The sequence below is a fragment of the Photorhabdus bodei genome, assembly GCF_003287735.1.
Lineage (GTDB): Bacteria > Pseudomonadota > Gammaproteobacteria > Enterobacterales > Enterobacteriaceae > Photorhabdus > Photorhabdus kayaii.
On sequence record NZ_NSCM01000032.1, the window covers coordinates 1 to 23,706 of the forward strand.

Below are 23,706 nucleotides of genomic sequence, written 5' to 3' on the forward strand. Positions count from 1 at the left end.
GAGGTATAGGTGCTATGATAGGCATCACTCAGTCCGTGTTGGGGTTTGGGATTTTTCGCAATTGATCAGATCGCAAAAATCGGACTGAGTTCCCTCCAAGTGATCTATTATTTTGAAAAGTTATTTAGGTGTAAAATAAATTACAGATAATTATGGAACTTCACAAAAAATAGTTATATGGATATTGTGTCTCTGAAAACAGGTATAACAAGTATGGCATCAAAATATCTGATGCCATATTTCTATCTTATATTATTGAATTAAACTTAGTGCCTATCCCAATAGTCCTATTGGGATAGGCTGTTAATTAACAATGGGTAGGATATGACTACCTTTCATTGATGATCTTTGAAGAGGAACTCATTGACGTTTTTTTCTTGTTGCTGAAATAGTACGTTTAAAAAATACCTTATAGTTTTTCAGGTTTTATAATTACTTCTTCTATAAATGAATGTAAATAGTAATATATATACTACGTGATTTTTTTATATTTAATTATCAATAATTCTGAGAAGAGATAATTGTGATCTTTGTCATTTCTTTTTATCCAATTTAATATAATCTGGTATCTTGCTTTTAACAATACGGAAGCAAAGTGAATTGTATCTTTACATGAAAAGGTAACAAAGTTAATAATTACATTTTGTTTTAAATAGGTTGTTGCGATATCCAATCTATCATCATGCTATTTCTTGGATTTTGGATAAAATACTTAATTTTTTCATAATATATACCCTATGGATTTCAAGATGCATCGCGACGGCAAAGGAACGAATCCCCGGGAGCATAGATAACGATGTGACCGGGGTGAGTGAGTCAGCCAACAAAGAGGCAATTTGAAAGATGACGGGTATACAGATATAAAGGATGGCTTAATGCTAACTGAACTGATTGCATCAAATAGAAGATCAGCTGCAATTCATGCTTTTGTTGATACCGGATTATCTACTCACTTTAAAGATGGAGTTTATGTCGATATAAGCGAGCTTTCCCGTAAATCTGGTGTTAATTATGCTCGGTTTAGTCGATTATGTGATTTCTTAGTTGAAATGGGAGTATTGGTTAGTAACGATAATAAATTCAGGCTTTCTAATGAGTGTCATGTTTTTGCCGATCCTGAAAGTTTTGAGTCATTCATGATAAAGCTTGAAATTTGCTCATATTACAGTAACGCTTGGTTAATGTATGGAAAATCCCTATTTGAAGATGATGGCAAATCGGCATTTGAAATGGCACATGGCAAGCCATTCTTTGAATATTTGGATGGTAACAAGTTTCTCAAATCAAATTTTGATGCTTTAATGACAAGACTCTCAAATTTAATCGTTGAGAAGTTACTTGGTATTTATGATTTTAATCAGCACAATAGAATATTAGATGTTGGAGGGGGAGAAGGGAAGCTTTTAGCAAGAATCAGTGAAAAGGTAAAAGGAAAACATTACGCTGTATTGGATAGATATAATGAACTTCCAGTTTCTGATAATATAGATTTTATCAATGGAAATTTTCTAGATTCAATTCCATCGGGTTATGATTTGTATATTTTAAAAAATATTCTCCATAATTGGTCCGATAGTGACTCAATACTCATTTTGGAGAATTTCCGCAAAGCAATGGATAAAAATTCATCTCTATTATTGATAAATATGGTGAAAGAGCCAGAATTTTCTAGATCTTTCGATATATTAATGGATATGTTATTTTTAGGGAAAGAACGTAGTTTTGCTGAATTCGAATATCTGGCTAACCAAGCTGGACTTGTCGTCCAAGAGACTAAAGTTATAGATCAATCATATTCACCATATTCATTTATCAAACTACGGATAAAATAAATTGTAGGAACTACAGATTATTCCCAAAGATGATTATATGATATTGTGTTTTTGAGGAGTGGATATATAAAATAAAGCATCAAAATTTTTGATGCTTTATTATATTAAAGAGATATATAGATTAAAATAGAAAGTGAATTTAATTTAAAGATTGATGATAAAAGAATAAATTAAATAAAAATATTAAACCTAATATTTAATCATTTCTTGCATTATTCGTACTTAATCAACAATAAGCAGGATATGATTATCCTGCTTTGATGATTATATTCGAAACGCATTAACGTTTCTCTTCTTGTTGTTCCTGTTTCATTACTTCACGATACCAACGTGGGTGATGTTTCTTCGCCCATCCACGGGTTACCCAACCTTCAACCATTGCCCGAAGAGTTCCTTTCACCCAGAATGCCGCATAAGCGTGAATCATAATCGTCAAGATTAAACCAATAGCTGACATTGAATGAATTAGAAGCGCAATTCGAATTATCGGAATAGAGAAGAGATCAGCAAAATAGGGGCGCCAAATAATAACACCACTGACAGCGAGTAATATCAGGAAAATACTGATAGACCAATAAATCCCTTTTTGACCTAAGTTATACTGACCAATATCACCTGCTTCCTCATTTTTTACAATCTTATGGATGTTTTTTAGCCATACAATGTCATCTTTGTCGATAAAGTTATGTTTAAAATATCTGAAAAACATAAAGATAAATAAAATAAACATCGCTGAACCGACAAATGGATGCAAAATCCGTGACAATTGCGGCGTACCGAAGATATTCATCAGCCAGTTAAAAGAGGGGAAAAAGAATCCTAATCCACTAATGGCGGTAAATAGAAAACAGAGCACCACCGCCCAGTGGTTTACTCGCTCAACCGGTGAGTGGCGGATAATAATATCTTTCCTGCCTTTCATCGCTGCTCCTCCCCATTGGCTGATTTCTGTGAAGGCTCGGTATCACGACGCGCATTTTCCTCGTCTTCTTCCGTTACCCGGTTCGGACCAATTCCCACATAATGGAAGAGGCTGGCAGCGAATGTGGCAGCAAATCCCACCGCGGCCAGCGGTTTCCAGATACCTTTCCAGAAGGTGACGGTCGGGCTAATAGCGGGATTGTCCGGTAGGCCATGATATAGCTGTGGCTTGTTAGCATGGTGCAGTACATACATCACATGGGTACCCCCAACACCATCAGGATCGTACAGACCCGCATTCTCATAACCGCGGCCTTTTAACTCACTCACCCGTTCAGCCGCCAAATCCTTCATGGCTTTTTTACTGCCAAAATGGATTGCGCCGGTCGGACAGGTTTTCACGCAGGCAGGCTCTTGACCAACGTTAACGCGGTCAACACACAGAGTGCACTTATATACCCGGTTATCTTCTTTGTTGATCCGTGGCACATTGAACGGACAACCCGCGATACAGTAGCCACAGCCGATACAGTGTTCTGACTGAAAATCAACAATCCCATTTGCATACTGGATAATTGCCCCTTCGGCTGGACAAGCTTTCAAGCAACCCGGATCAGCACAGTGCATACAACCATCTTTACGAATCAGCCATTCCAGTTTGCCGTTCTCTTCAACTTCTGAGAAGCGCATCACGGTCCATGATTTAGCGGTTAAATCCGCCGGGTTATCATAAACACCAACGTTATAACCGATCTCGTCACGGATATCGTTCCACTCAGAACAGGCCACCTGACAAGCTTTACAACCGATACAGGTTGTCACATCAATCAGTTTTGCAACGCCCTCTTGGTCATCCCGCACCCGTGGTGCAGGAGTAAAAGAATTTGTGGCAGAGCGACGAATGATGTCTTGAGTTTGCAATGACATGATTTCTCCCTTACACCTTTTCTATATTAACCAGGAACGCTTTGAACTCAGGCGTTTGTGTGTTCGCATCACCAACAAATGGTGTCAACGTATTGGCAATAAAGCCTTTCTTCGCAGCCCCTTCAAAGCCCCAATGAATCGGAATACCGATAGTATCTACTTCACGACCGTGTACATTCAGGGTACGAATACGTTTGGTGACAACCGCTTTCGCTTTGATGTAACCACGATTAGAGCTAACCTTGACGGTATCACCGTGTTTGATGCCTTTCTTTTCCGCCAGTTTTTCACCGATTTCCACAAACTGTTCAGGTTGGATAATCGAGTTCAACAATGCATGTTTTGTCCAATAGTGGAAATGCTCTGTCAAGCGGTAAGTCGTTCCTACATAAGGGAATTTATCTGCCTTGCCCATTGCTTCAAAGTCGCTTTTGAACACTCGGGCCGCCGGGTTGGATACCACATTCGGATGCAACGGATTGGTCCCCAATGGTGTTTCAAAAGGCTCATAGTGTTCAGGGAATGGCCCTTCAGCCATTTTATCAATAGCAAACAGACGCGCCATACCTTCCGGTTGCATGATAAAGGGACCAACATCCGTTTCCGGCGCGGCCACGCTGTAGTCAGCAGTATCGACACCACCCCACTTAATACCATCCCACGTCAGTAACTGACGTTTCGGGTCCCACGGTTTACCCTGCGGATCAGCCGATGCGCGATTGTACAAAATACGACGGTTTAACGGCCATGCCCATGCCCAACCTAGCGTATTACCCAATCCTGATGGATCAGCGTTATCACGACGGGCCATTTGGTTACCTTCCGGCGTCCAGCTTCCAGCAAAGATCCAACAACCACTGGCGGTCGTGCCATCATCACGTAGCTGCGCAAAAGAGGTTAATTGCTGACCTTGTTTCACGATGACGTTGCCATCAATATCAATCAGATCAACTAGTGCCCGGCCATTACTCTCTTGAGCCACCTCTTCTGATGTGGGGCTGTGCGGGTTGAAATAATCCCAGGTCATGTTCAGCACCGGCTCTGGTGATGCACCACCTTCAGCGCGGTACATATCCCGCATACGTTTGAAGATTCCGGAAAGGATCTCGCCATCACCGATGGCTTCTCCCGGCGCATCAGCCCCTTTCCAGTGCCATTGCAACCAGCGACCAGAGTTAACAATTGAACCGTTTTCCTCTGCAAAACAGCAACACGGTAGGCGGAAAACTTCGGTCTGAATTTTGGATGAATCGACTTCGTTAAATTCACCGTGGTTCTGCCAGAAAGTTGAAGTTTCAGTATTAAGCGGATCGATAGTGATCAGGAATTTCAGTTTCGACAGTGCATCAACGACTTTATTTTTATTCGGGAAAGAAGCTACCGGGTTAAAGCCCTGACAAATATAGCCATTCACTTCACCTTTCGACATCATGTCAAAAAATTGCAGAACATCATAACCTTTGTCCCACTTCGGCAGCCAGTTAAAACCCCAGTCGTTATCTTTACGGGCATTATCTCCGTAGAAACTCTTCATCAGACTGATAAAGAATTTTGGGTAGTTACCCCAATAGTTAACTTGACCCGGCCGCATTGGTTTTGGCGTATTTGCCTGGAGATAAGTTTGTAAATCAGTTTGTTTCTCTGAGGGGAGCGTCAGATATCCCGGCAAGCTTTGCGACAATAACCCCAAATCAGTTAATCCCTGAATATTCGAGTGACCACGCAATGCATTAACCCCGCCACCTGCCATCCCCATATTGCCCAACAGTAGCTGGATTATTGCCATGGTTCGGATGTTCTGTGCACCCACTGAGTGTTGAGTCCAACCCAGTGCGTACAGGAAAGAAGCGGTCTTATCCTTAACACAAGTTTCTGCAATATATTCACAGACTTTCAGGAAATCCTCTTTTGGCGTACCGCAAATATTACTGACGACATCGGGCGTGTAACGACTAACATGTTCTTTTAATAAATTCCATACACAACGTGGATGTTTAAGTGAGATATCACGTTGAGCAAAGCCGTTTTCATCCAGTGCATAGTTCCAACTGGTTTTGTCGTATTGACGTTTTTCTGCATCGTAACCACTGAACAGACCATCATCGAACGAGTAATCTTCACGCACGATCAGACTGGCGTTGGTATACGCTTCAACATATTCGTGGTTAATCTTATTGTTGGTTAGCAGGTATAAGATTACACCTGACAAGAAGGCAATATCAGTACCAGAACGGATTGGAGTATAGAAATCCGCTACAGATGCTGTACGGGTAAAACGCGGATCAATCACAATTAACTTAGCGTTATTATGGATTTTGGCTTCCATTGCCCAACGGAATCCCACCGGATGCGCTTCGGCAGCGTTACCACCCATAACGACGATCAGATTCGCGTTCTTAATATCAACCCAGTGGTTGGTCATCGCACCGCGACCAAATGTTGGAGCAAGACTTGCTACCGTTGGTCCGTGTCAGACACGTGCTTGGTTGTCTACGGCGAGCATGCCGAGAGCGCGACTAAATTTTTGCGACAGATAACCTGTTTCGTTACTGGAAGCAGATGCACACAGCATGCCGGTCGTCAGCCAACGATTGACTGTCACACCCTCTTGATTGGTTTTAATGAAATTGGCGTCACGGTCTGCTTTCATTAACTTAGCGATGCGATCAAATGCCTCATCCCAAGTAATACGTTGCCATTTGTCAGAACCTGTTGCACGATATTCTGGGTATTTCAGGCGGCTTTCGCTATGAATAAAATCAACCAAGCCAGCCCCTTTAGGACAGAGTGCACCACGGTTTACCGGGTGATCAGGATCACCTTCAATATGGAAAATAGTTGCTTTCGCATTTTTTGCGCCATCGCCAAGGCTGTACATCAACAGCCCACAGCCGACAGAACAGTATGTACAGGTATTTCGGGTTTCACGTGCACGCAACAATTTATAATTACGTGTTTGTGCAAGGGCTACGGTTGGTGCAAAGCCCAATGCTGCCACCGTCGTACCTGCCATACCGCCAGCGCAGATCTTAAAGAACTGCCTTCTGCTGACTTGCATGGGAATCTCCTCACTCACATTGCCTTAAACAGTATCCATTCCATCATGGGAAAAATTTTGAATGTGTTCTTTTTTATTAAAACCACTTTCCGTAGTGGGATCAGATTTATTGCCTGATAAATAGTATAGACTCTTTTTTCCGCACAATTATTGTGCCGTAACACTATTAGGAACTCATCTAATGTATAACGTAAAATCAGGGAAGTTGTTACCATTTGGTGTGATTGAGGGCGCAAAAAGAACGAACGTGCAACAAAAACACTGTCCTGACATATTAAAAGCTGATTGGATTGCAGAAGAAGTTCCTGTTGCTTTAGTTTATAACGGTATTTCGCATGTTGTTATGATGGCAAGTCCCAAAGATCTCGAATATTTTGCTATTGGGTTTTCACTTTCCGAAGGCATCATTGAATCTCAACACGAGATTCGTGGTATTGATATTATCGCTCATTGTAGCGGTGGAATTGAGTTGCAAATAGAACTTTCTAGCCGCCGTTTTGCGGGTTTGAAAGAGCGCAGACGTAATCTGGCGGGACGAACAGGCTGCGGCATCTGCGGAACAGAACAACTTTCTGATATTTTTCGCCCGATCACCCCGTTGCCTTTCACTCAAACCTTTTCATTAAGCCAGCTTGATCATGCTCTCTCTCAACTGACTAGTGTCCAAGATATCGGTGCATTGACAGGTTGCACTCATGCAGCAAGTTGGATCAATCCGGAAGGCAAATTATTGGGCGGATGTGAGGATATAGGTCGGCACGTTGCACTGGACAAGATGCTAGGCATGAAGGCAAAAACAGGCTGGCAGCAAGGCGCTGTTTTGGTATCCAGCCGTGCCAGTTATGAGATGGTACAAAAATCAGCCATCTGTGGTGTTGAGATTTTATTGGCTGTTTCAGCAGCAACTTCATTGGCGGTAGAAATCGCTGACCGATGTCATTTAACCTTGGTTGGTTTTTGTAAACCCGGAAAAGCGACGATTTATACCCATGCTGAGAGATTAATAAGTTAAATGAGCCAGAAATATGCAGTATCAAGAGTTCCCATATTCCCCCTGTGATTAAGATGAAAAGTTTATTTTCATCTTAAATCAACAGCGATTGCCTCAATAATGCTAAATCACGCATGCAAGTTGTGAAACATCCATAAGTTGGGTTCAATGTAATGAGCCATTTGTTGTTGTATATCCACCTCTAGCGGCACTAAACCACCAGGAATAATATACTGCCCACTTTGCGGAAATTTCATTCCTGTCCACTCCTGCCATTTGTCAAGCGTGGCATTTATATGCATTGAGTGCATAGCAGGTTGAATAATTTTCGCTCCCAGACGCCAATGTGTCCGAATCCAAGGATCAAAAGGTTCATTATTGTCATTTTTCCATCCACAGTATTGTACAAAATCCTGTAGTGGATAGTTTTGCTTTAACGTCGGCCTAACAGGAACAACTAACCTTTTTAACCCCTCCTCAATAGCTGCTTGTTTTAAGCTACTAATGAGTAATGCCGGTAAGTTCTTACCGCGAAATTCAGGAGATACTGTTACTGACAGTGCTGACAACATTTTTGTTGCTTTTTTTCCACGAGCAAGCAGGCCTCTGCGGAAAACTTCATCCCAACCATTATCTGGCAGTTGTTCTAATGAATCGGCTTCCCAAGGGAAAGGCACTGAATTAGCAACACCAATTAATCGCTGCTTTTCCCCTTGTTGCAAAATAGCAAATTGCTGAAAACGGCTGAAATCTGGCTCAAATAATTTGTTCCCATGCTCATGTGTCACTGGGGAATTCTGCATAAACAACGGCCAATTATTGTAAATAAGCTCATCAGTGGCATTTTTTAAATCAGGTCGTTGTTTTGCGGATTGAATAATAATGTGTGTTTTCAAAGTAGGATTTCCAGTAAACATAATTTGTAAGATTGATAAGTACTTCATTATTTGATAATTCTAATTATGTAGAATAACAGTAATATTTATGGATATAAATAGATAATATGTTTTAAGTAATTGTTACTAATAACTAAATAAATTTTATATTTTAATTAATTTCTTAACTTAAATTTTTATTTATCTTACACTGATAACACGCCGTTGAAAATACAATAAAATTGACACATTGTTTATCCCTGTAGGGCTATTTTATTTGCCGTTGTTGATCATAAAAGTGTGCTTGGGCAGTAATCAGATAAAAATGTTAGCTTTTGAACGCATTTCGTATTTAAATATGGTCGGACGGAAAAGTGCTAATACTTTTACCGATTAAATAACTTTTCATAATATTGGAGCACTTGGCTTTTTCATTCATTTTGGTTCTCTTCATGAGGCTAATTTCATGAATACATAAATTTTTCCATGAGTTTTCATATATACCTTATGGATTTCAAGATGCATCGCGGCGGCAAGGGAGCGAATCTCCGGGAGCATAGATAACTATGTGACCGGGGTGAGTGAGTGCAGCCAACAAAGAGGCAACTTGAAGGATGACAGGTATAGTTTGACAACAATGGTTACGTGTCATTGTTTCATACAGGGATTGTCATCGCTCCATGACCGATAAATTGGAGATCAATCACGTTGGTATCACATAATTGATACAGGTTAACTTTTATTGAACCCGATTAATGTTAAAGTATAAGTATTTCTTATGTATGTAAATTCGGCAATCATTGCTGCAAGTTTTCATTCCTAAGCGATTTATCTGTTTCTTTTCCAATTTTGATATGACTATGGCTGATATTTAGGCCGGTAAGAGGAGAGCCTGATGGCGGGTTTACTACCGATTACTGTAATTGGTGCGGCGGCGGGAGATATTATTCTTAGTTTACCGAGGCTTCCCCGTAGTGGAGCAGATCAGGAAGCTAAAGAAATTGATCGGCAGATTGGTGGTTCTGGTTTTAATGTTGCTCGGGCTTTGGTTCGCCTACAAATCCCTGTGATTAATGGTATACCGGTTGGTAACGGATGCTGGGGGGAGCAGATCACCAAAGAGATGCAAGACCTTGGGCTTGAGGTCACATTGACCCATTCATCTCTTGATAATGGTTGGTGTTTGGCAATGGTTGAACCGGACGGTGAAAGAAGTTTTGTCTCCGTGAGTGGTTGTGAAGTGGACTGGAGTACGGCAATGCTCTCTTCTATTGTTTTGCCGGAAAGGGGGTATATCTACTCTAGTGGTTATGTTATGGCGAGTAAATCGACGGCGATTTTGTGTAATTGGTTACTGGCGTCACCATCCGGGCAAACGTTATTACTGGATTTTGGCCCACGTTTACCAGAAATAGATTCCGCTTTTCTTAATGCATTACCTGCTGACCGGACCATTCTGACATTGAATCGTGATGAAGTTGCTATATTGTGCGGAGAAGGTGATCCTGTCGCCCAAGTTAGCCGTTATTCCAGCGAAAGAAAAATCACTATTATCTGCCGGTTAGGTTCACAGGGTACGTGGATATGTCTGCCTTATCGTGAGCCAGAATATGTTGCTGCTTATAAAGTGAAAGTGGTGGATACCATTGGCGCTGGTGATGCCCATAGTAGTGGCATGCTTGCGGGATTATCTCAGGGAATGTCGCTGAGAGATGCTGTTGAACTTGGCAATCGTGTTGCTGCTATTGTCGTCAACCGTTCTGGTGCTGCTGGTGCACCAACAATAAAAGAACTAGAGGAGTTTGTGTTTGAATAATTATTTTCAGACTCTGCGCCTCTTAGGTTTTAAGGGGCGTAGTTAAAATGAGTGCATTACTTCCAGATTGGAAACGCAAAACGGCTTTATTTTTATCAGCTCAAACAATTTCTTTGCTAGGTTCTTCCATTGTCCAGTTCTCTATCGTTTGGTATATCACCCTGAGTACTTCATCGGGAGAAATGCTGGCTATTTCGGTACTCTGTGCATTTCTTCCTCAGGTGTTGATCTCTTTATTTGCCGGTGTTTGGGCGGATACTTATAGCCGTAAGCTGCTCAGTATTGCCTCTGATGCGTTAATTGCATTAGTAACGCTTGGTTTGGCAATCTCTTTTATGTTCGGATTTAAGAGCATTGAGTTGTTATTTGTCGCACTGATTGTCCGCTCGTTCGGGACGGGCATCCAGATGCCGGCTGTTAATGCTATTATTCCGCAACTCGTGCCGAAAGAGAAATTGCTGCGGGTCAATGGTATTCATACTTCTTTGACTTCACTGATGATGTTGGCATCTCCTGCTATCAGTGGCTTTTTATATTCTCAAACTTCAATGGAAAATATTTTTTTAGTAGACGTAACGACTGCTATTATCGGCATCAGCATTGTTGCGTTTATTCCTATTCCTAAAATTGCTTCTGATTCCATACCGGATAATAAATTTCAGGCAATCGTAGCGGGTTTCCGTTATCTGCAAGAGAATAAATTAATCAGAAATCTTTTGATTTTTCTGATTTGTGTCTGCTTTTTGATTAGTCCGGCTGCATTTTTGACACCTTTATTAGTTAATAGGACATTTGGGGAAGAGCCGTGGCGTTTAGCCATTAATGAAATGACATTTAGTGCTGGCGCGGTTTTAGGTGGATTGCTGATTTCTTTCTGGAGTGAATATAAAAATAAAATGCGTATAACGGCGATAGCTTGCGCGTTTTTTGGCATATTTATGATCGCTCTTGGTAATGCCTATTGGTTCCCACTTTATTTAGTACTGAATGTCTTTTTAGGTGTGGTAACACCTTGTTTTAACGCACCGATAACAGCGGTTTTTCAGGAAAGAGTCGAACCTGAGATGATGGGCAGGGTATTCAGTTTAGTTCAGATCGCTTTGTCTTGCTCTCTGCCATTAGGTATGGTGCTGTTTGGCCCAATTGCTGACTATATTAGTATTCAATCTCTTTTAATGATATCTGGTGGATTGATATTACTGACTGGTGCACTATTTTTTATGTTTAACGGAGAAAGCAGCCGAGAAAGTAGCAGCGCAGTTTAATCAGGCTTAATGTTGCCAGTTATGCGATAAGCGCAGCGCCGTGAATGGGTTTCCATATGTCGATTCTATCGACATATGGCTAGTACATGTCGAAATTTTTCGACTTTATCGACATGAAGCCTTTACGTGTCGATAAAAATAGGAAATATAAACATGACATGGCAGCCCGATGCGCCTTTTACAGTTAACTCGGCGGCCACTATGCACGAATACAGCTATTGAAGTTTGTAGCCGACTAAAAGCTGTTGATATGAATATTCGCCAAGTTCCTGGTACAACGCTGAGTAATCAGACAACGGGTGAGATTATTTATACGCCGCCAGAGGGAGAATCTCAGATACGTGATTTACTCAGCAATTGGGAGCAATTTCTTCATGCAGAAGATGGAATCGCCCCATTAATCAAGATGGCTATTGCTCACTACCAGTTTGAGGCTATTCATCCATTTACTGACGGCAATGGACGTATCGGCCGTATCATTAATATTCTCTATCTTATTGAACAGCAGCTTTTGACATTGCCGATTCTTTATTTAAGTCGCTACATTGTACAACATAAGAGTGATTATTATCGGTTGCTGACTCAAGTCACTGCCGCCGGGAAATGGGAAAAGTGGATTATCTATATGTTAACCGCAGTAGAGCAAACGGCTAAATGGACTACGGATAAAATTGCTGCGGTAAGAGAATTGATTGAACATACCAGTGAGTATATAAGGCAAAGCCTGCCTAAAATTTATAGCCATGAGCTGGTACAGGTGATATTTGAACAACCTTATTGCCGTATTAGTAATTTGGTTGAGTGTGATATTGCTAAGCGTCAAACTGCTTCGGACTGTTTAAAACAGTTGGTCGACATTGGGGTATTACAAGAGAAAGTTGTTGGTAAAGAGAAACTGTTTATCCATCCAAAGTTGATGCGTTTGATGACACAAGACAACAATAGTTTTACGCATTATACCCGTCATCTTTCAAGTTGCCTCTTTGTTGGCTGCACTCACTCACCCCGGTCTCATAGTTATCTATGCTCCCGGGGATTCGCTCCCTTGCCGTCGCGATGCATCTTGAAATCCATAGGGTATATATTGATTTTATTGTTTTTTGTATTCTGTTATGTACGCGTATAAGTACACGGCAAAGTAAGGTAGAGCCTTTTCTAAGTGTTTACATTCACGAGCTTAAGAGAGACCCTGTAGCGTTCTTTTGACCCTAAGCATGATTTTCACTAAATAAACCTGTCGTTCTAGAATCCAATGGGTTAGGATAAAGCTATACATTGTCAAGGTTAAATTTGAATCGGAGCGTCAGACATTTATGGGAGCATCAATCACTGCAATAAATGTTGCTGCTGCCTTGAGTGTACCTGAGGATAAGGTATTAGAGCTTAGACCAACTTTATTATCTCCAGAGCATTTGGATTTTATTGGCTTAGTGCGCGCTGGTGAGCAACATAAATTTGTGCCTAACGCAGTCGTTTTGCATGATGAGCAGCCATTCATTTATATCATTGATGATCAAAAGACGAGCAGCGTGTCTGAAAGAGAATTGCAAGATTCTATACGTTTTCTGGGCCTTCGGGCTGACGCTCCTTATGCAGCTGTTGTTAGACCCGGTATTGTTCAAGTCTATGCTTTGTCTAACATACGCAATGATCAGCCGCCGTTATTTGAGGTTAACCAGCTAGAACCTGGTATCCTTGCTCGATTGATGACAGGTGATGTTCTAGTTAACCCTAAAAGTGAAGTTAACTTCGGCGCGCATGAACTCATGCTCGAATTGCTCAACTCAGTTACAGACCATCTTGTTCACGCCAAAGGCATAGACCCAAGCGAGGTTTTGGCTCTTGTTGGTCGGGCGCTATTTATGCGGTTCCTAGGGGATCGAGGAATTATTCCTGAAGTTAGTCCATTACCGGATGTAGATAAGATTCAGGACTGTTTCAGTACAGCAAAATCTGCATTTGCGGCTTGTCGTTGGTTAGACAAAACTTTCAATGGTGATCTTTTAGAACTCCCAGATAAAGGCTCTATCGAGTATTTCCAGTGTTTAGACTCTCGTACTGCGGTTCTTAATGATCTGACCGCCATTATGCATGGGGATCGGCCACTTGGTGAGGGAGTTTATCAAACTCAGTTTTCTTGGGGGGACTTACATTTTTCTTATTTGCCTGTGGGGTTATTAAGTCAAGTATATGAGGTATTTTCTCACCGTTTCGATAAACGTGCCGCAAAGAGAGATAGTGTCTATTATACACCACACTACATTGCTGAAAACTTAATAAATCATGCTTTTAAGTCGCTTGGAACTGATGCGTATAAGTCGCGTATTCTTGATCCAGCTTCCGGGGGGGGAGTTTTCCTTTTATCAGCGTTTAGACGCTTAGTTAAGGAGAATTGGCAAGCTACGGGGGTACAACCTAATACGCGTGTTATTCGCAATATTCTCAATAATCAATTAGTTGGTTTTGATATTAACCCTGCTGCAAGACAACTAACAGCATTAGCGATATATTTAACTGCATTAGAACTTGATCCTGAAGCCGAAAAATTAAAGGATTTAGTTTTTACTCCTTTACAGGATACGGTTCTTATAGCCGCCGAAAAATGGGACAAATATCATCCTGAATTAAATCTTGGTAGCCTTTCACCAGAATCACTTGAATCTTATGAGGGAAAATTTGATTTAGTTATAGGAAATCCACCTTGGACTGCAACTAAAAATTCAATACGTCGTGATGTTCTTAATTCGATAGTTGCTACGCATATGACTGAACGTGGATTGGAAGCGGTGCCCAACCCTGATGGTGTACCTGATCTTCCATTTGTTTGGGCATCTACTCGGTTAGCAAAACCTAATGGAATTCTTGCATTCGCACTTCATGGCCGTCTCCTTACGAAAATTTCTTCAATTGGTCATGCGGCTCGTGTTAGCCTTTTTCAAGGGATAGAAGTGAACTATATCCTGAATGGAATGGAACTGCGTAATACTTTTGTATGGCCGAATATGTCGGCACATTTCTGTTTGCTGGTTGCTCGTAATAAACGCGCACATAAAGAGAGCCAATTTCATGCTGTCACACCTGTTGAAGATCCTGCACTGAATCGAGTTGGCCGTATTCGTGTTGACAGCAAAGATGCATGGACATCAGATGTGGCGATGGTTGAGAAGACTAGTCATTTATTTAAGACCTTGGCTAAGGGAAATGCTTTAGATATTGAGTTAATAGAACGAATTGAAAATCTATATCCAAAAAGTATTGCAGATTATCTAAAAGATCTAAATATACCTGCTACTCATGGTTATCAAACCAAACAAGTTGACGTCCCTGGAGTTGATTCTGCTTTTCTTTATGGTATGAAAAATATGCCGAAGCCGCAGGATGCCAATTGGTATATCGCCCCAGTTGATACTTTTTCAGATTTTCAATTTCAACGCGTTCATAGATTGCGCGAGCAAGAAAACTATGATGCTCCTTTAGTATTATTGAGAGAGTCGCCTAGTTCTAAAGATAATTGCCCAATGGCAATCCTTGCATTTCAAAATGTAGCTTATAATCGTTCTTATATCGGATATAGTTGTAAGAAATCACCTGAGCCAGAATTACTAGCAGTATATTTATCTACTTTGTTTAATAGTCGATTGTTTTTGTATTTCACATTAATGACGAGTAGTAAAATGGGTTGTGAGAGAAGCACTCTACAAAAGGTTGAGGCAGAAATGTTTCCATTTTGCCCGTTGAATGAATTGAGTGAAGAACTTAAAAATCAATTAGTTTTAATTAAGGAAGCGTTCCTTACAAGCAGTGATGATGTTGAGAATTTAGTAGAAACTTTTATTCGAAAGCTATATCACCTAAGAGTTGGAGATGTTAACCTTATTAACGATAGGCTTTCTTTAGGCCTGCCATATAAAGCTATTCGCACTAATGCCGTAAAAGCTGTGGATAAAAAGATTATTGAGCGATTCAAGCAGATTTTACAAACGACACTGCTGCCATTTGATATGAGCGATACACCATTATGTATTGAAATATTGGACGTTGGTGCTTTTTCTCCATGGGTTTTTATACGACTTGGCGAACAAGAAAAGAGTGAAATCCCAAGTTCTGAACACCTAATGGCTACAATAGGAATGGGAGATTTCTTGGATGCTTCATTAGTTGAAATTCCGTTTAAAGAATCGTTATATTTAGGAATTCTCAATCAACGGCGATATTGGTCAAGTACATCAGCAAGAACATTAGCTCTTGATTTGATTAAACGTGGTCATCCAGTGTTGAATAGGGGATACAAATGACAGGGCTCGTCGGAAATCCTTTACCATACGTGACTACACAAAATGGTTTTCCCGTGCAAGTCCCACCGAATATTATTCGTGTAGTTGCACAAGCTATAAAGTATGTTTGGGCGGAAATTAATGCAAACCCTGCAAAGCATCTTGTCAGTATAAATCCGGGAGCTCCTGAAGAGGATGTTTATACTGATGCCATTTGTAATCTGCTATTGCAGATGTTAGAAATGGAAATACCGGTAGTTCCTGGTTTTTCTGGTGATACTTTCGAAACCGTTTGTCGGGGAGAAAATGTTCCTAATTACAATGGAAAGCTTCTTAATAAGCAGCCAGATCTCATTATACGTCTTTCCAATAATCCTCTTTCGATAACCCGTAGGCTCGTTGGAATTTATATCGAGAGTAAGGTTGTATGTATGGCAAAACCAATGTATCTGTATACAACTGAGGGGATGTCGCGTTTTGTTGGTGGTGACTACGGATGGACTATGCAGGCCGGAATTATGTTGGCTTACCAAAAGCCGAAGTTTCGCGAAATATCATCACTTGAAACACAATTAGCTAAAGAAAAAGAACTTCAAAGTAATGAGTCTAATGGAAAGTATTTAAAGACGTCTAATATATTTACGCCAATAACAGCTGTGAGCACACATAAACGGCAATGGAAATATTTAAATGGCGGTGATCCCGGTGAAATCAGTATTTGGCATATGTGGGACTTAATCGTACCAAAAATGCCATAAGTATTTTGCTGAATTTAAAAAGCATTCAAGCCATTATTGCGGTTATTTATCCATAGTTTCGTTAAAGAGTCCTTTATATTATTCCAGTATTAACCCGTCGGTTATTGCAGTAATTACTTTTTAGGAGTCACTGCAATTTTTATTATTACGGAGTTGGTAGAAGAAGTGTTTTTACAAACTGCAATGCTTGTTGATCTCGTTGCTCAAAGTATCGTGCTGCATGAGAAGATAGCCATACCTCGTTAAAGTATTGGATATGGTTTTGCTTGAACTACACGCCCATCAGGGTAGACATGTTCGTATGTTAGAAAACATGCGCTTTAGTGATACGTGATGAGACATTATGATAAAAGAACAGCCCGATTTTACGGGCTGTTTGAGAGGGTTCTACTAATGGTGAGACAATGTGAGATCGTCTGAAATATCACTCAATATTCTGAATCTGCTCCCTCATCTGCTCGATTAGCACCTTCAATTCAATGGCGGAGTTAGTGATATCGGTGTTGATAGATTTGGAGGCAAGTGTATTAGATTCGCGGTTGAATTCCTGCATCATAAAATCCAGGCGGCGGCCGACCGCTTCTTTTTTCTTTAGAATATTACGGGTTTCTTTGACGTGGGCATCGAGGCGATCCAACTCTTCTGCCACATCAAGACGTTGGGCCAGTAAAACTAACTCTTGCTCAAGACGGTTATTTTCGAGCTGTACTTGTGCTTCTTCCAGTTTGGTTTGCAGGCGTTCCCGCTGCCATTGCATGATTTCAGGCATTTGTTGGCGAACTTTACTGACTTCTTCAGTCACCGCGTCCAAACGTTGTTCAATCATAATTTTGAGTGCATTGCCTTCGGCTTCACGGCTTTGAATAAAGGCATCCAGTGCTGTATCCAGTTCTTGCAACAATTGAGTGCTGATAGCATCTAAGTCTTGCTCTTCTGCTGCCATAACGCCAGGCCAACGCAGAATATCAACAGGATCGATTTCACCTTCGTTGCTCTGTTGTTTGACCCAGCTCGCCGCATTGACTAGCTGTTTTGCTAAGGTTTCATTCAGGATAAGTTCGCCTTGAGAGCGTGAGTCCAGTTCAAAACGTAAGTTACACTCAACTTTTCCGCGAGTCAGACGGGAACGAATTCGTTCACGGATCACCGGTTCCAAGCTTCTGAATTGTTCTGGTAGGCGGATATAAGTTTCTAAATAACGCTGATTAACGGAGCGCAGTTCCCAAGCCGCATTTCCCCATTCACTTTTGATATCTCGCCGTGCAAAAGCAGTCATACTACGGATCATGATTCGTTCCCAATTTAAACAAAAGATTAAGAGATTATAACGCTCGTTGTAGATGCAGGATAGGAATTAGCCCTGTTAGGCCGTATAATGCGCCCCCAATAATGATTTAACAACGGAGATAACACTATGCGCCCAACAGGAAGAGCGGCAGAACAAGTGCGTCCTATCACTATAACCCGTCATTATACTAAGCATGCGGAAGGTTCGGTTCTAGTAGAGTTTGGGGATACTAAAGTGTTATGTAATGCCTCCGTTGAAGAAGGAGTTCCTCGTTTCTTGAAAGGTCAGGGGCAGGGCTGGGTGACGGCTGAATATGGCATGTTACCGCGTTCTACTCATACCCGAAATGCCCGTGAAGCAGCTAAAGGCAAACAGGGTGGCCGTACGATGGAAATCCAGCGTTTAATTGCCCGTTCGCTACGCGCCGCTGTTGATCTGAAAAAACTGGGTGAATACACCATTACACTGGATTGTGATGTTATTCAGGCTGATGGCGGTACCCGAACAGCTTCTATTACTGGTGCTTGTGTCGCGCTAGCTGATGCGTTGAATAAAATGGTTGAAGCAGGCAAGCTGAAAGAGAGTCCTCTGAAATCAATGGTTGCCGCGGTCTCTGTTGGCATTGTGGATGGTGAAGGTCGTTGTGATCTGGAATATGTGGAAGATTCCGCCGCTGAAACTGATATGAACGTCGTGATGATGGAAGATGGCCGGATGATTGAAGTGCAAGGCACTGCGGAAGGCGAACCATTTAGTCATGATGAGTTGTTATCCTTATTGGCCCTTGCCAAGGGAGGATTAGAGGATATTTTTGACGCGCAGAGAAATGCATTAAAATAATAAATTGATCAGGCGACGTGATAGTCGCCTTTTTTATGCCTGTTGTATGGCGATAACTATGACTCAAAAAGAGGAGAGACACCAATGAAAGCCTATCAGCGCGAATTTATCGAGCTTGCGCTAAAAAAACAGGTACTGAAATTTGGGGAATTTACCCTGAAATCAGGACGTAAAAGCCCGTATTTTTTTAATGCCGGGCTGTTTAATACTGGGCGTGATTTGGCGTTAATCGGGCGTTTTTATGCAGCAGCATTGTTGGATAGCGGTATTCAGTGCGATTTGTTATTCGGACCTGCTTACAAGGGTATTCCAATTGCAACGACAACGGCGGTGGCACTGGCAGATCATCATAATATTGATATGCCATATTGTTTTAACCGTAAGGAAGCTAAAGATCATGGCGAAGGTGGTACTTTGGTTGGTAGCCCACTTAAAGGCAATGTTGTTCTGGTTGATGATGTTATTACCGCAGGTACAGCTATCCGTGAATCGATGGAGATTATCAAGCAACATAGTGCGACGCTTGCCGGCGTGATGATTTGTCTTGATCGTCAGGAACGTGGGAACGGTGAAATCTCGGCAATTCAGGAAGTTGAAAGGGATTATGGTTGCAAAGTGTCTTCTATTATTACCTTGAATGATTTGATTAATTATTTGAGTGGTCAGCCAGAGATGAAAGCTCATCTGGATGCAGTAAAAGCCTATCGTGTGCAGTACGGTATCTGATAGATAAGCTTCAAAAAAAGCCCTCGCCCAATAACGGGCGGGGTGAGTAGTAGAATAACTTATTGTAGCTGAGCCAGTAATAATGGCCAGCGTGCTTCAAATTCCTGGGTTGGACGATAGTGGAACTCAGAGCGTACAAAACGTGAAAGCATCCCTTCACAAAATGCGAGTAACTGAGAAGCTAATAACGACTCATCATAACTGAAACCTTGTCCATCACGTAATTTTTTCTCTTTTAAAACTTGACGGATCTGTACTTCAATTCGTTCAAATAATTGATTTATGCGCCCTTGCAGCCGGTTTTGTTCAAACATCAGGGCATGACCTGTCATGATGCGGGTCAGACCTGGGTTTTTTTCTGAAAAACCCAAAATCAGGATCAATATCAGGCGAATACGAGTTATGGTATCTTTTTCATCTTGCAGAATCAGGTTAATCCGTGAAATTAATGAATCTTCAATGAACTCTATCAGGCTGTCAAACATCCGGGTTTTACTAGGAAAATGCCGGTATAGGGCAGCTTCGGAAACGCCTACGTTGGCGGCTAGTTTAGCGGTAGTGATTCGATGGCTACCATCACTGGATTGCAACATATGCGCCAGCGCCTGCAAGATCTCCTCGCGTCTGTTTCTTTTCTTTGTATTTTCGTTTTCTGCCATGTCAGACAAGACCTTTGTTAAGAACAGCAAAACAAATCAGTAATTCTTTGCTCAATGGCATTTTGAGCAAAGAATATGATAATGGGTTAAATGGTATTAGGTTTTACAGAGATTTATTGGCGACCGGAATGACCAAAACCACCGCCGCCTCTTTCGCTGGCTTCAAAATCTTCCACCAGATTAAATTGAGCCTGAACGACGGGTACAAAAACCATCTGAGCGATACGTTCGCCTGGTTGGATAGTGAAAGCTTTATCACCACGATTCCAGACGGAAACCATTAGCTGACCTTGGTAATCAGAATCGATCAAACCCACCAGATTACCCAGAACGACACCATGTTTATGTCCAAGGCCTGAACGGGGCAGAATAACGGCTGCCAGTTGTTCATCACCAATATGAATAGCAAGCCCGGTTGGAAGCAGTTCTGTTTGGCCTGGAGCCAGTTCTATCGCGTTGTCAAGGCAAGCGCGTAAATCTAAACCTGCGGAGCCTGGCGTGGCGTAAGTTGGCAAAGGAAATTCCTTCCCGATACGTGGGTCAAGAATTTTAACGTCGATTTTTTTCATCATAGCGTCTGACTATCTCGTCTAATAAATGGTGGCTAAGTAATAACTTATTACTATGAGGTAAGCGGATTTCTCCCTCATGCCAGAACAAATGTAATGCATTAGTATCACTGTTAAAGCCGTGGCCAGTTAGGGATACATCATTTGCACAAATCAGATCCAAATGTTTTTGGTTCAGTTTTTTTCGTGCGTATTCTTCCACATTCTGGGTTTCAGCCGCAAATCCAACCACAAAAGGGCGGTTTTCTTGCATTGCTGCTACATTGGCAACAATATCCGGGTTTTTGATCAGGGTAAAAGTGATCTCATCACCCTGTTTTTTAATTTTTTCTGAGGCAATCTGTTTAGCGCGATAGTCTGCAACCGCAGCACAACCAATGAAGATATTCTGTGAACCCGCTATTGCCTGTACTTGTTCGTTCATTTCCAGAGCGCTGGTGACGTCGATTCGTTTGACTCCCGGGGGTGTCGATAAATTAACGGGGCCAGTGATCAGGGTGACTTCTGCACCACGTGTTGCCGCAGCTTGGGCGATGGCAAACCCCATTTTGCCGGAGCTGTGATTACTGATAAAGCGGACGGGATCCAGCGCTTCACGGGTTGGTCCGGCGGTAATAGCAAGTTTTAGGTGAGCTAAATCTTGGCTTGCTTGAAAATGTTGTTCAGCGAGTTCGACAATCGCCATGGGATTTAGCATCCTGCCGGGACCAACGTCACCACAAGCTTGGCTGCCGTTATCCGGTCCCCACAGGAGAACGCCTCGTTCTTCAAGGCGCTTGAGATTATGTTGTGTTACCTGAGCTAGAAACATTTGTTGATTCATTGCGGGTACGGCGGCAATTGGGGCTGGGGAGGCCAAACAGACAGTTGTTATGAGATCATTTGCCATACCGACTACCAGGCGCGCCAGTAAATCAGCGGTAGCTGGGGCGAGAATAATCAGATCGGCCCATTTACCAAGTTCAATATGCCCCATGGCAGCTTCTGCCGCCGGATCTAACAAGTCATCGGAAACGGGATAACCAGAAACCGCCTGCAACGTCATTGGTGTAATAAACGCTTCTGCTGCTGGTGTCATCACTACACGTACTTGAGCGCCGCGATCACGCAGGCGGCGTACTAGCTCGGGCGTTTTGTAAGCGGCTATTCCTCCGCTGATACCGAGCACAATCTGTTTGCCGGAAAGTCCTGCCATCATGATTGTCCGAATATTAAGTTGCAAGGGCCAAGATTTTATCACAAGAGATTACAGAGTTGAGCAGAGTCTGAACTTTGATTGTAAAAAAGGATAAATTTGCGAGCGGCTACGCAGCTCCTGAATATGATATTCGCCCTGATGTTTAAGGCATGGAATACTGTTTGTATCAGGTGAAATAGGGCAGGGAGATGAATATATGGAAGTTGATATCGCTGAAAATACAGGAGAAATATATTCAAATTTAGCTCCCAGAGAAAAATTGTTGGCTTATGGCTCGGTTTCTCTGACAGATGCTGAGTTACTGGCTATTTTTTTACGTACCGGAACCAGAGGATTGCCTGTTTTACGAATGGCTGAATTTCTACTAAAAGAATTTGGGTCTCTGTACCATTTACTCTCTGCTGACTATGACACTTTTTGTGCTCATAAAGGGATGGGATTGGCCAAATATGCACAACTACAGGCTATTGCAGAATTGGCAAAGCGTTTTTTTTCCAGCCAGTTCGTACATGAAGATATTATGAGTAGTCCAAGTGTGACTCAAGAGTATTTGCAAAATCTATTATCAGGGCGTGATAGGGAAATATTTGTTGTGTTGTTTCTCAATAATCAAAATAGAGTCATCTGTCATGAGGAGATGTTTAAAGGCACAATCAATAAAGTTGAAGTTCATCCTCGTGAAATTGTCCGATCGGCGATAAAGGTGAATGCTTCATCCATTATTTTGGCCCATAATCATCCATCAGGTCATGCGGAGCCAAGTTTGGCAGATAAGATTGTTACAGATAAAGTGATTGATGCCTGTAATTTGGTTGGTGTAAAAGTGCTGGATCATCTGGTTATTGGCCGGCAATGTTGTGTTTCATTTGCTGAGCGAGGATGGATTTAGCTAACTTTTTCAAGATCCTTATGGATCTTTGGTTGTGCGGGACTTGAGCGTCAGCGATTGAGGGCGTATACTACGCCACCTTTGAGGATCTTTGGTTTGGCGAGAAGAGCCTATCTCAGCACATTTTCTGAGTAAATGTGAGTCTTTTCAGTGGAATTTGCTGAGATGGGCTCCTAAGCCTGACGAGGCGGCCATACCCAATACAAAGCTCGAGCTGATTTGATTTTTGGAGAATAGACATGTCCCGAGTCTGCCAAGTTACTGGCAAACGCCCGATGAGTGGTAACAACCGCTCTCATGCATTGAATGCGACTAAGCGTCGTTTTCTGCCTAACCTGCATTCCCACCGTTTCTGGGTTGAGTCCGAGAAGCGTTTTGTGACTCTGCGTGTATCTGTTAAAGGTATGCGTGTGATTGATAAGAAGGGTATCGATGCAGTTTTGGCTGAGCTTCGTACCCGCGGTGAGAAGTACTAAGGAGCTGAAAAATGGCTAAAGGTATTCGCGATAAAATTAAGCTAGTGTCTTCGGCTGGTACTGGTCACTTCTATACCACTACGAAGAACAAGCGTACTATGCCTGAGAAACTGGAAATGAAAAAATTTGATCCAGTTGTTCGTCAGCATGTTATGTATAAAGAAGCCAAGATTAAATAATTTTGGTTGATTTGATAAAAACCCGGCCTAGGCTGGGTTTTTTGTTGTCTGAAGAGTTTTAACAGATATTCACTGATTCTTCTCTACATTTCATATATATCCCGTTATTCGTAGACGTAAGATACTGTTTCGCTATACTAACGCCTTCCGGTAGGCTAGATATGA

General features: G+C 41.8%; 21 protein-coding genes and 1 pseudogene. 14 read left to right on the forward strand and 8 right to left on the reverse strand.

Annotation, left to right across the window (positions count from 1 at the left end):
• Positions 1–699 precede the first annotated feature (699 nt).
• Complete coding sequence (locus CKY02_RS24770; protein ID WP_162120502.1) at positions 700–840, forward strand: hypothetical protein; 141 nt, start codon at positions 700–702, stop codon at positions 838–840.
• Positions 837–1,832 (forward strand): methyltransferase, encoded by a 996-nt coding sequence (locus tag CKY02_RS15915; protein ID WP_338015683.1) that lies wholly within the window; start codon positions 837–839, stop codon positions 1,830–1,832. The genes CKY02_RS24770 and CKY02_RS15915 overlap by 4 nt, the downstream gene beginning before the upstream one ends.
• 280 nt (positions 1,833–2,112) lie before the next feature.
• Here the strand turns inward: CKY02_RS15915 and fdoI are convergent, their stop codons facing one another.
• The 3 genes from fdoI to fdnG are packed head-to-tail and all read right to left on the reverse strand — an operon-like array spanning position 2,113 to position 6,738.
• Positions 2,113–2,754 (reverse strand): formate dehydrogenase cytochrome b556 subunit, encoded by a 642-nt coding sequence (fdoI, locus tag CKY02_RS15920; RefSeq protein ID WP_112896056.1) that lies wholly within the window; start codon positions 2,752–2,754, stop codon positions 2,113–2,115.
• Positions 2,751–3,680, reverse strand: a complete 930-nt coding sequence (gene fdxH / locus CKY02_RS15925) for a formate dehydrogenase subunit beta (protein WP_112896057.1) — start codon at positions 3,678–3,680, stop codon at positions 2,751–2,753. The genes fdoI and fdxH overlap by 4 nt, the downstream gene beginning before the upstream one ends.
• Positions 3,681–3,690: 10 nt before the next feature.
• Entirely contained in the window at positions 3,691–6,738 is a 3,048-nt protein-coding gene (gene fdnG, locus CKY02_RS15930) for a formate dehydrogenase-N subunit alpha (protein ID WP_112896058.1), read from the reverse strand.
• A gap of 181 nt (positions 6,739–6,919) precedes the next feature.
• Here fdnG and fdhD point away from each other — a divergent pair, with 181 nt between their 5' ends.
• Positions 6,920–7,750, forward strand: a complete 831-nt coding sequence (gene fdhD / locus CKY02_RS15935) for a formate dehydrogenase accessory sulfurtransferase FdhD (RefSeq protein ID WP_112896059.1) — start codon at positions 6,920–6,922, stop codon at positions 7,748–7,750.
• A gap of 107 nt (positions 7,751–7,857) precedes the next feature.
• On the opposite strand, the gene CKY02_RS15940 is transcribed toward fdhD, so the two are convergent.
• On the reverse strand, positions 7,858–8,625 hold the full coding sequence (locus CKY02_RS15940; protein WP_112896060.1) for a GNAT family N-acetyltransferase: 768 nt from the start codon (positions 8,623–8,625) through the stop codon (positions 7,858–7,860).
• A 547-nt stretch (positions 8,626–9,172) separates the two neighbouring features.
• Here CKY02_RS15940 and CKY02_RS26360 point away from each other — a divergent pair.
• The 6 genes and pseudogenes from CKY02_RS26360 (at position 9,173) to CKY02_RS15965 (ending at position 16,717) form a co-directional block, all read left to right on the forward strand.
• On the forward strand, positions 9,173–9,295 hold the full coding sequence (locus CKY02_RS26360; RefSeq protein WP_274382179.1) for a hypothetical protein: 123 nt from the start codon (positions 9,173–9,175) through the stop codon (positions 9,293–9,295).
• Between the two features lie 204 nt (positions 9,296–9,499).
• Positions 9,500–10,420 carry a carbohydrate kinase family protein gene (locus tag CKY02_RS15945; protein ID WP_112877840.1) on the forward strand — a complete coding sequence of 307 codons (921 nt, stop codon included), beginning with the start codon at positions 9,500–9,502 and terminating at the stop codon, positions 10,418–10,420.
• A gap of 47 nt (positions 10,421–10,467) precedes the next feature.
• The gene (locus CKY02_RS15950) at positions 10,468–11,685 is read left to right on the forward strand and encodes an MFS transporter (protein ID WP_112896061.1); all 1,218 of its coding nucleotides are present in this window, start codon (positions 10,468–10,470) and stop codon (positions 11,683–11,685) included.
• 196 nt (positions 11,686–11,881) lie between these two features.
• A pseudogene (locus tag CKY02_RS15955) lies at positions 11,882–12,619 on the forward strand (Fic family protein); the annotation flags it as partial.
• A 379-nt stretch (positions 12,620–12,998) separates the two neighbouring features.
• Positions 12,999–15,980 (forward strand): N-6 DNA methylase, encoded by a 2,982-nt coding sequence (locus CKY02_RS15960; RefSeq protein ID WP_112896062.1) that lies wholly within the window; start codon positions 12,999–13,001, stop codon positions 15,978–15,980.
• A complete protein-coding gene (locus CKY02_RS15965; RefSeq protein ID WP_112896063.1) occupies positions 15,977–16,717 on the forward strand; it encodes a hypothetical protein in 741 nt (246 codons plus the stop codon). Before CKY02_RS15960 ends, CKY02_RS15965 begins: the two co-directional genes overlap by 4 nt.
• A 424-nt stretch (positions 16,718–17,141) precedes the next feature.
• Here CKY02_RS15965 and CKY02_RS15975 read toward each other — a convergent pair whose 3' ends face one another.
• Positions 17,142–18,005 (reverse strand): YicC/YloC family endoribonuclease, encoded by an 864-nt coding sequence (locus CKY02_RS15975; RefSeq protein ID WP_112896064.1) that lies wholly within the window; start codon positions 18,003–18,005, stop codon positions 17,142–17,144.
• A gap of 126 nt (positions 18,006–18,131) precedes the next feature.
• Here CKY02_RS15975 and rph point away from each other — a divergent pair, with 126 nt between their 5' ends.
• Positions 18,132–18,845 carry a ribonuclease PH gene (gene rph / locus CKY02_RS15980; protein WP_112877834.1) on the forward strand — a complete coding sequence of 238 codons (714 nt, stop codon included), beginning with the start codon at positions 18,132–18,134 and terminating at the stop codon, positions 18,843–18,845.
• Positions 18,846–18,929: 84 nt separating this feature from the next.
• Positions 18,930–19,571, forward strand: a complete 642-nt coding sequence (gene pyrE, locus CKY02_RS15985) for an orotate phosphoribosyltransferase (protein WP_112877833.1) — start codon at positions 18,930–18,932, stop codon at positions 19,569–19,571.
• 59 nt (positions 19,572–19,630) lie between these two features.
• On the opposite strand, the gene slmA is transcribed toward pyrE, so the two are convergent.
• The 3 genes from slmA to coaBC all read right to left on the reverse strand — a co-directional run bounded on the left by slmA (position 19,631) and on the right by coaBC (position 21,997).
• Positions 19,631–20,230, reverse strand: coding sequence for a nucleoid occlusion factor SlmA (gene slmA / locus CKY02_RS15990; RefSeq protein WP_112877832.1), 600 nt, complete (start codon positions 20,228–20,230; stop codon positions 19,631–19,633).
• 113 nt (positions 20,231–20,343) lie between these two features.
• Entirely contained in the window at positions 20,344–20,802 is a 459-nt protein-coding gene (gene dut, locus CKY02_RS15995) for a dUTP diphosphatase (protein ID WP_112877831.1), read from the reverse strand.
• Entirely contained in the window at positions 20,780–21,997 is a 1,218-nt protein-coding gene (gene coaBC, locus CKY02_RS16000; RefSeq protein ID WP_112896065.1) for a bifunctional phosphopantothenoylcysteine decarboxylase/phosphopantothenate--cysteine ligase CoaBC, read from the reverse strand. The genes dut and coaBC overlap by 23 nt, the downstream gene beginning before the upstream one ends.
• A 196-nt stretch (positions 21,998–22,193) precedes the next feature.
• Between coaBC and radC the strand changes: the two genes are divergently transcribed.
• From radC to rpmG, 3 genes are all read left to right on the forward strand, one after another.
• Entirely contained in the window at positions 22,194–22,886 is a 693-nt protein-coding gene (gene radC, locus CKY02_RS16005; RefSeq protein WP_112877829.1) for a RadC family protein, read from the forward strand.
• A 239-nt stretch (positions 22,887–23,125) separates the two neighbouring features.
• Complete coding sequence (gene rpmB, locus CKY02_RS16015; RefSeq protein WP_011148921.1) at positions 23,126–23,362, forward strand: 50S ribosomal protein L28; 237 nt, start codon at positions 23,126–23,128, stop codon at positions 23,360–23,362.
• A gap of 11 nt (positions 23,363–23,373) precedes the next feature.
• A complete protein-coding gene (rpmG, locus tag CKY02_RS16020; RefSeq protein ID WP_010847629.1) occupies positions 23,374–23,541 on the forward strand; it encodes a 50S ribosomal protein L33 in 168 nt (55 codons plus the stop codon).
• Positions 23,542–23,706 lie beyond the last annotated feature (165 nt).

Coding starts and splice junctions, on each gene's coding strand:
- fdoI (WP_112896056.1), bottom strand. CDS start 2,754: ATGAAAGGCAGGAAAGATATTATTATCCGCCACTCACCGGTTGAGCGA.
- fdxH (WP_112896057.1), bottom strand. CDS start 3,680: ATGTCATTGCAAACTCAAGACATCATTCGTCGCTCTGCCACAAATTCT.
- fdhD (WP_112896059.1), top strand. CDS start 6,920: ATGTATAACGTAAAATCAGGGAAGTTGTTACCATTTGGTGTGATTGAG.
- CKY02_RS15945 (WP_112877840.1), top strand. CDS start 9,500: ATGGCGGGTTTACTACCGATTACTGTAATTGGTGCGGCGGCGGGAGAT.
- CKY02_RS15950 (WP_112896061.1), top strand. CDS start 10,468: ATGAGTGCATTACTTCCAGATTGGAAACGCAAAACGGCTTTATTTTTA.
- CKY02_RS15960 (WP_112896062.1), top strand. CDS start 12,999: ATGGGAGCATCAATCACTGCAATAAATGTTGCTGCTGCCTTGAGTGTA.
- CKY02_RS15965 (WP_112896063.1), top strand. CDS start 15,977: ATGACAGGGCTCGTCGGAAATCCTTTACCATACGTGACTACACAAAAT.
- CKY02_RS15975 (WP_112896064.1), bottom strand. CDS start 18,005: ATGATCCGTAGTATGACTGCTTTTGCACGGCGAGATATCAAAAGTGAA.
- rph (WP_112877834.1), top strand. CDS start 18,132: ATGCGCCCAACAGGAAGAGCGGCAGAACAAGTGCGTCCTATCACTATA.
- pyrE (WP_112877833.1), top strand. CDS start 18,930: ATGAAAGCCTATCAGCGCGAATTTATCGAGCTTGCGCTAAAAAAACAG.
- slmA (WP_112877832.1), bottom strand. CDS start 20,230: ATGGCAGAAAACGAAAATACAAAGAAAAGAAACAGACGCGAGGAGATC.
- dut (WP_112877831.1), bottom strand. CDS start 20,802: ATGATGAAAAAAATCGACGTTAAAATTCTTGACCCACGTATCGGGAAG.
- coaBC (WP_112896065.1), bottom strand. CDS start 21,997: ATGATGGCAGGACTTTCCGGCAAACAGATTGTGCTCGGTATCAGCGGA.
- radC (WP_112877829.1), top strand. CDS start 22,194: ATGGAAGTTGATATCGCTGAAAATACAGGAGAAATATATTCAAATTTA.
- rpmB (WP_011148921.1), top strand. CDS start 23,126: ATGTCCCGAGTCTGCCAAGTTACTGGCAAACGCCCGATGAGTGGTAAC.
- rpmG (WP_010847629.1), top strand. CDS start 23,374: ATGGCTAAAGGTATTCGCGATAAAATTAAGCTAGTGTCTTCGGCTGGT.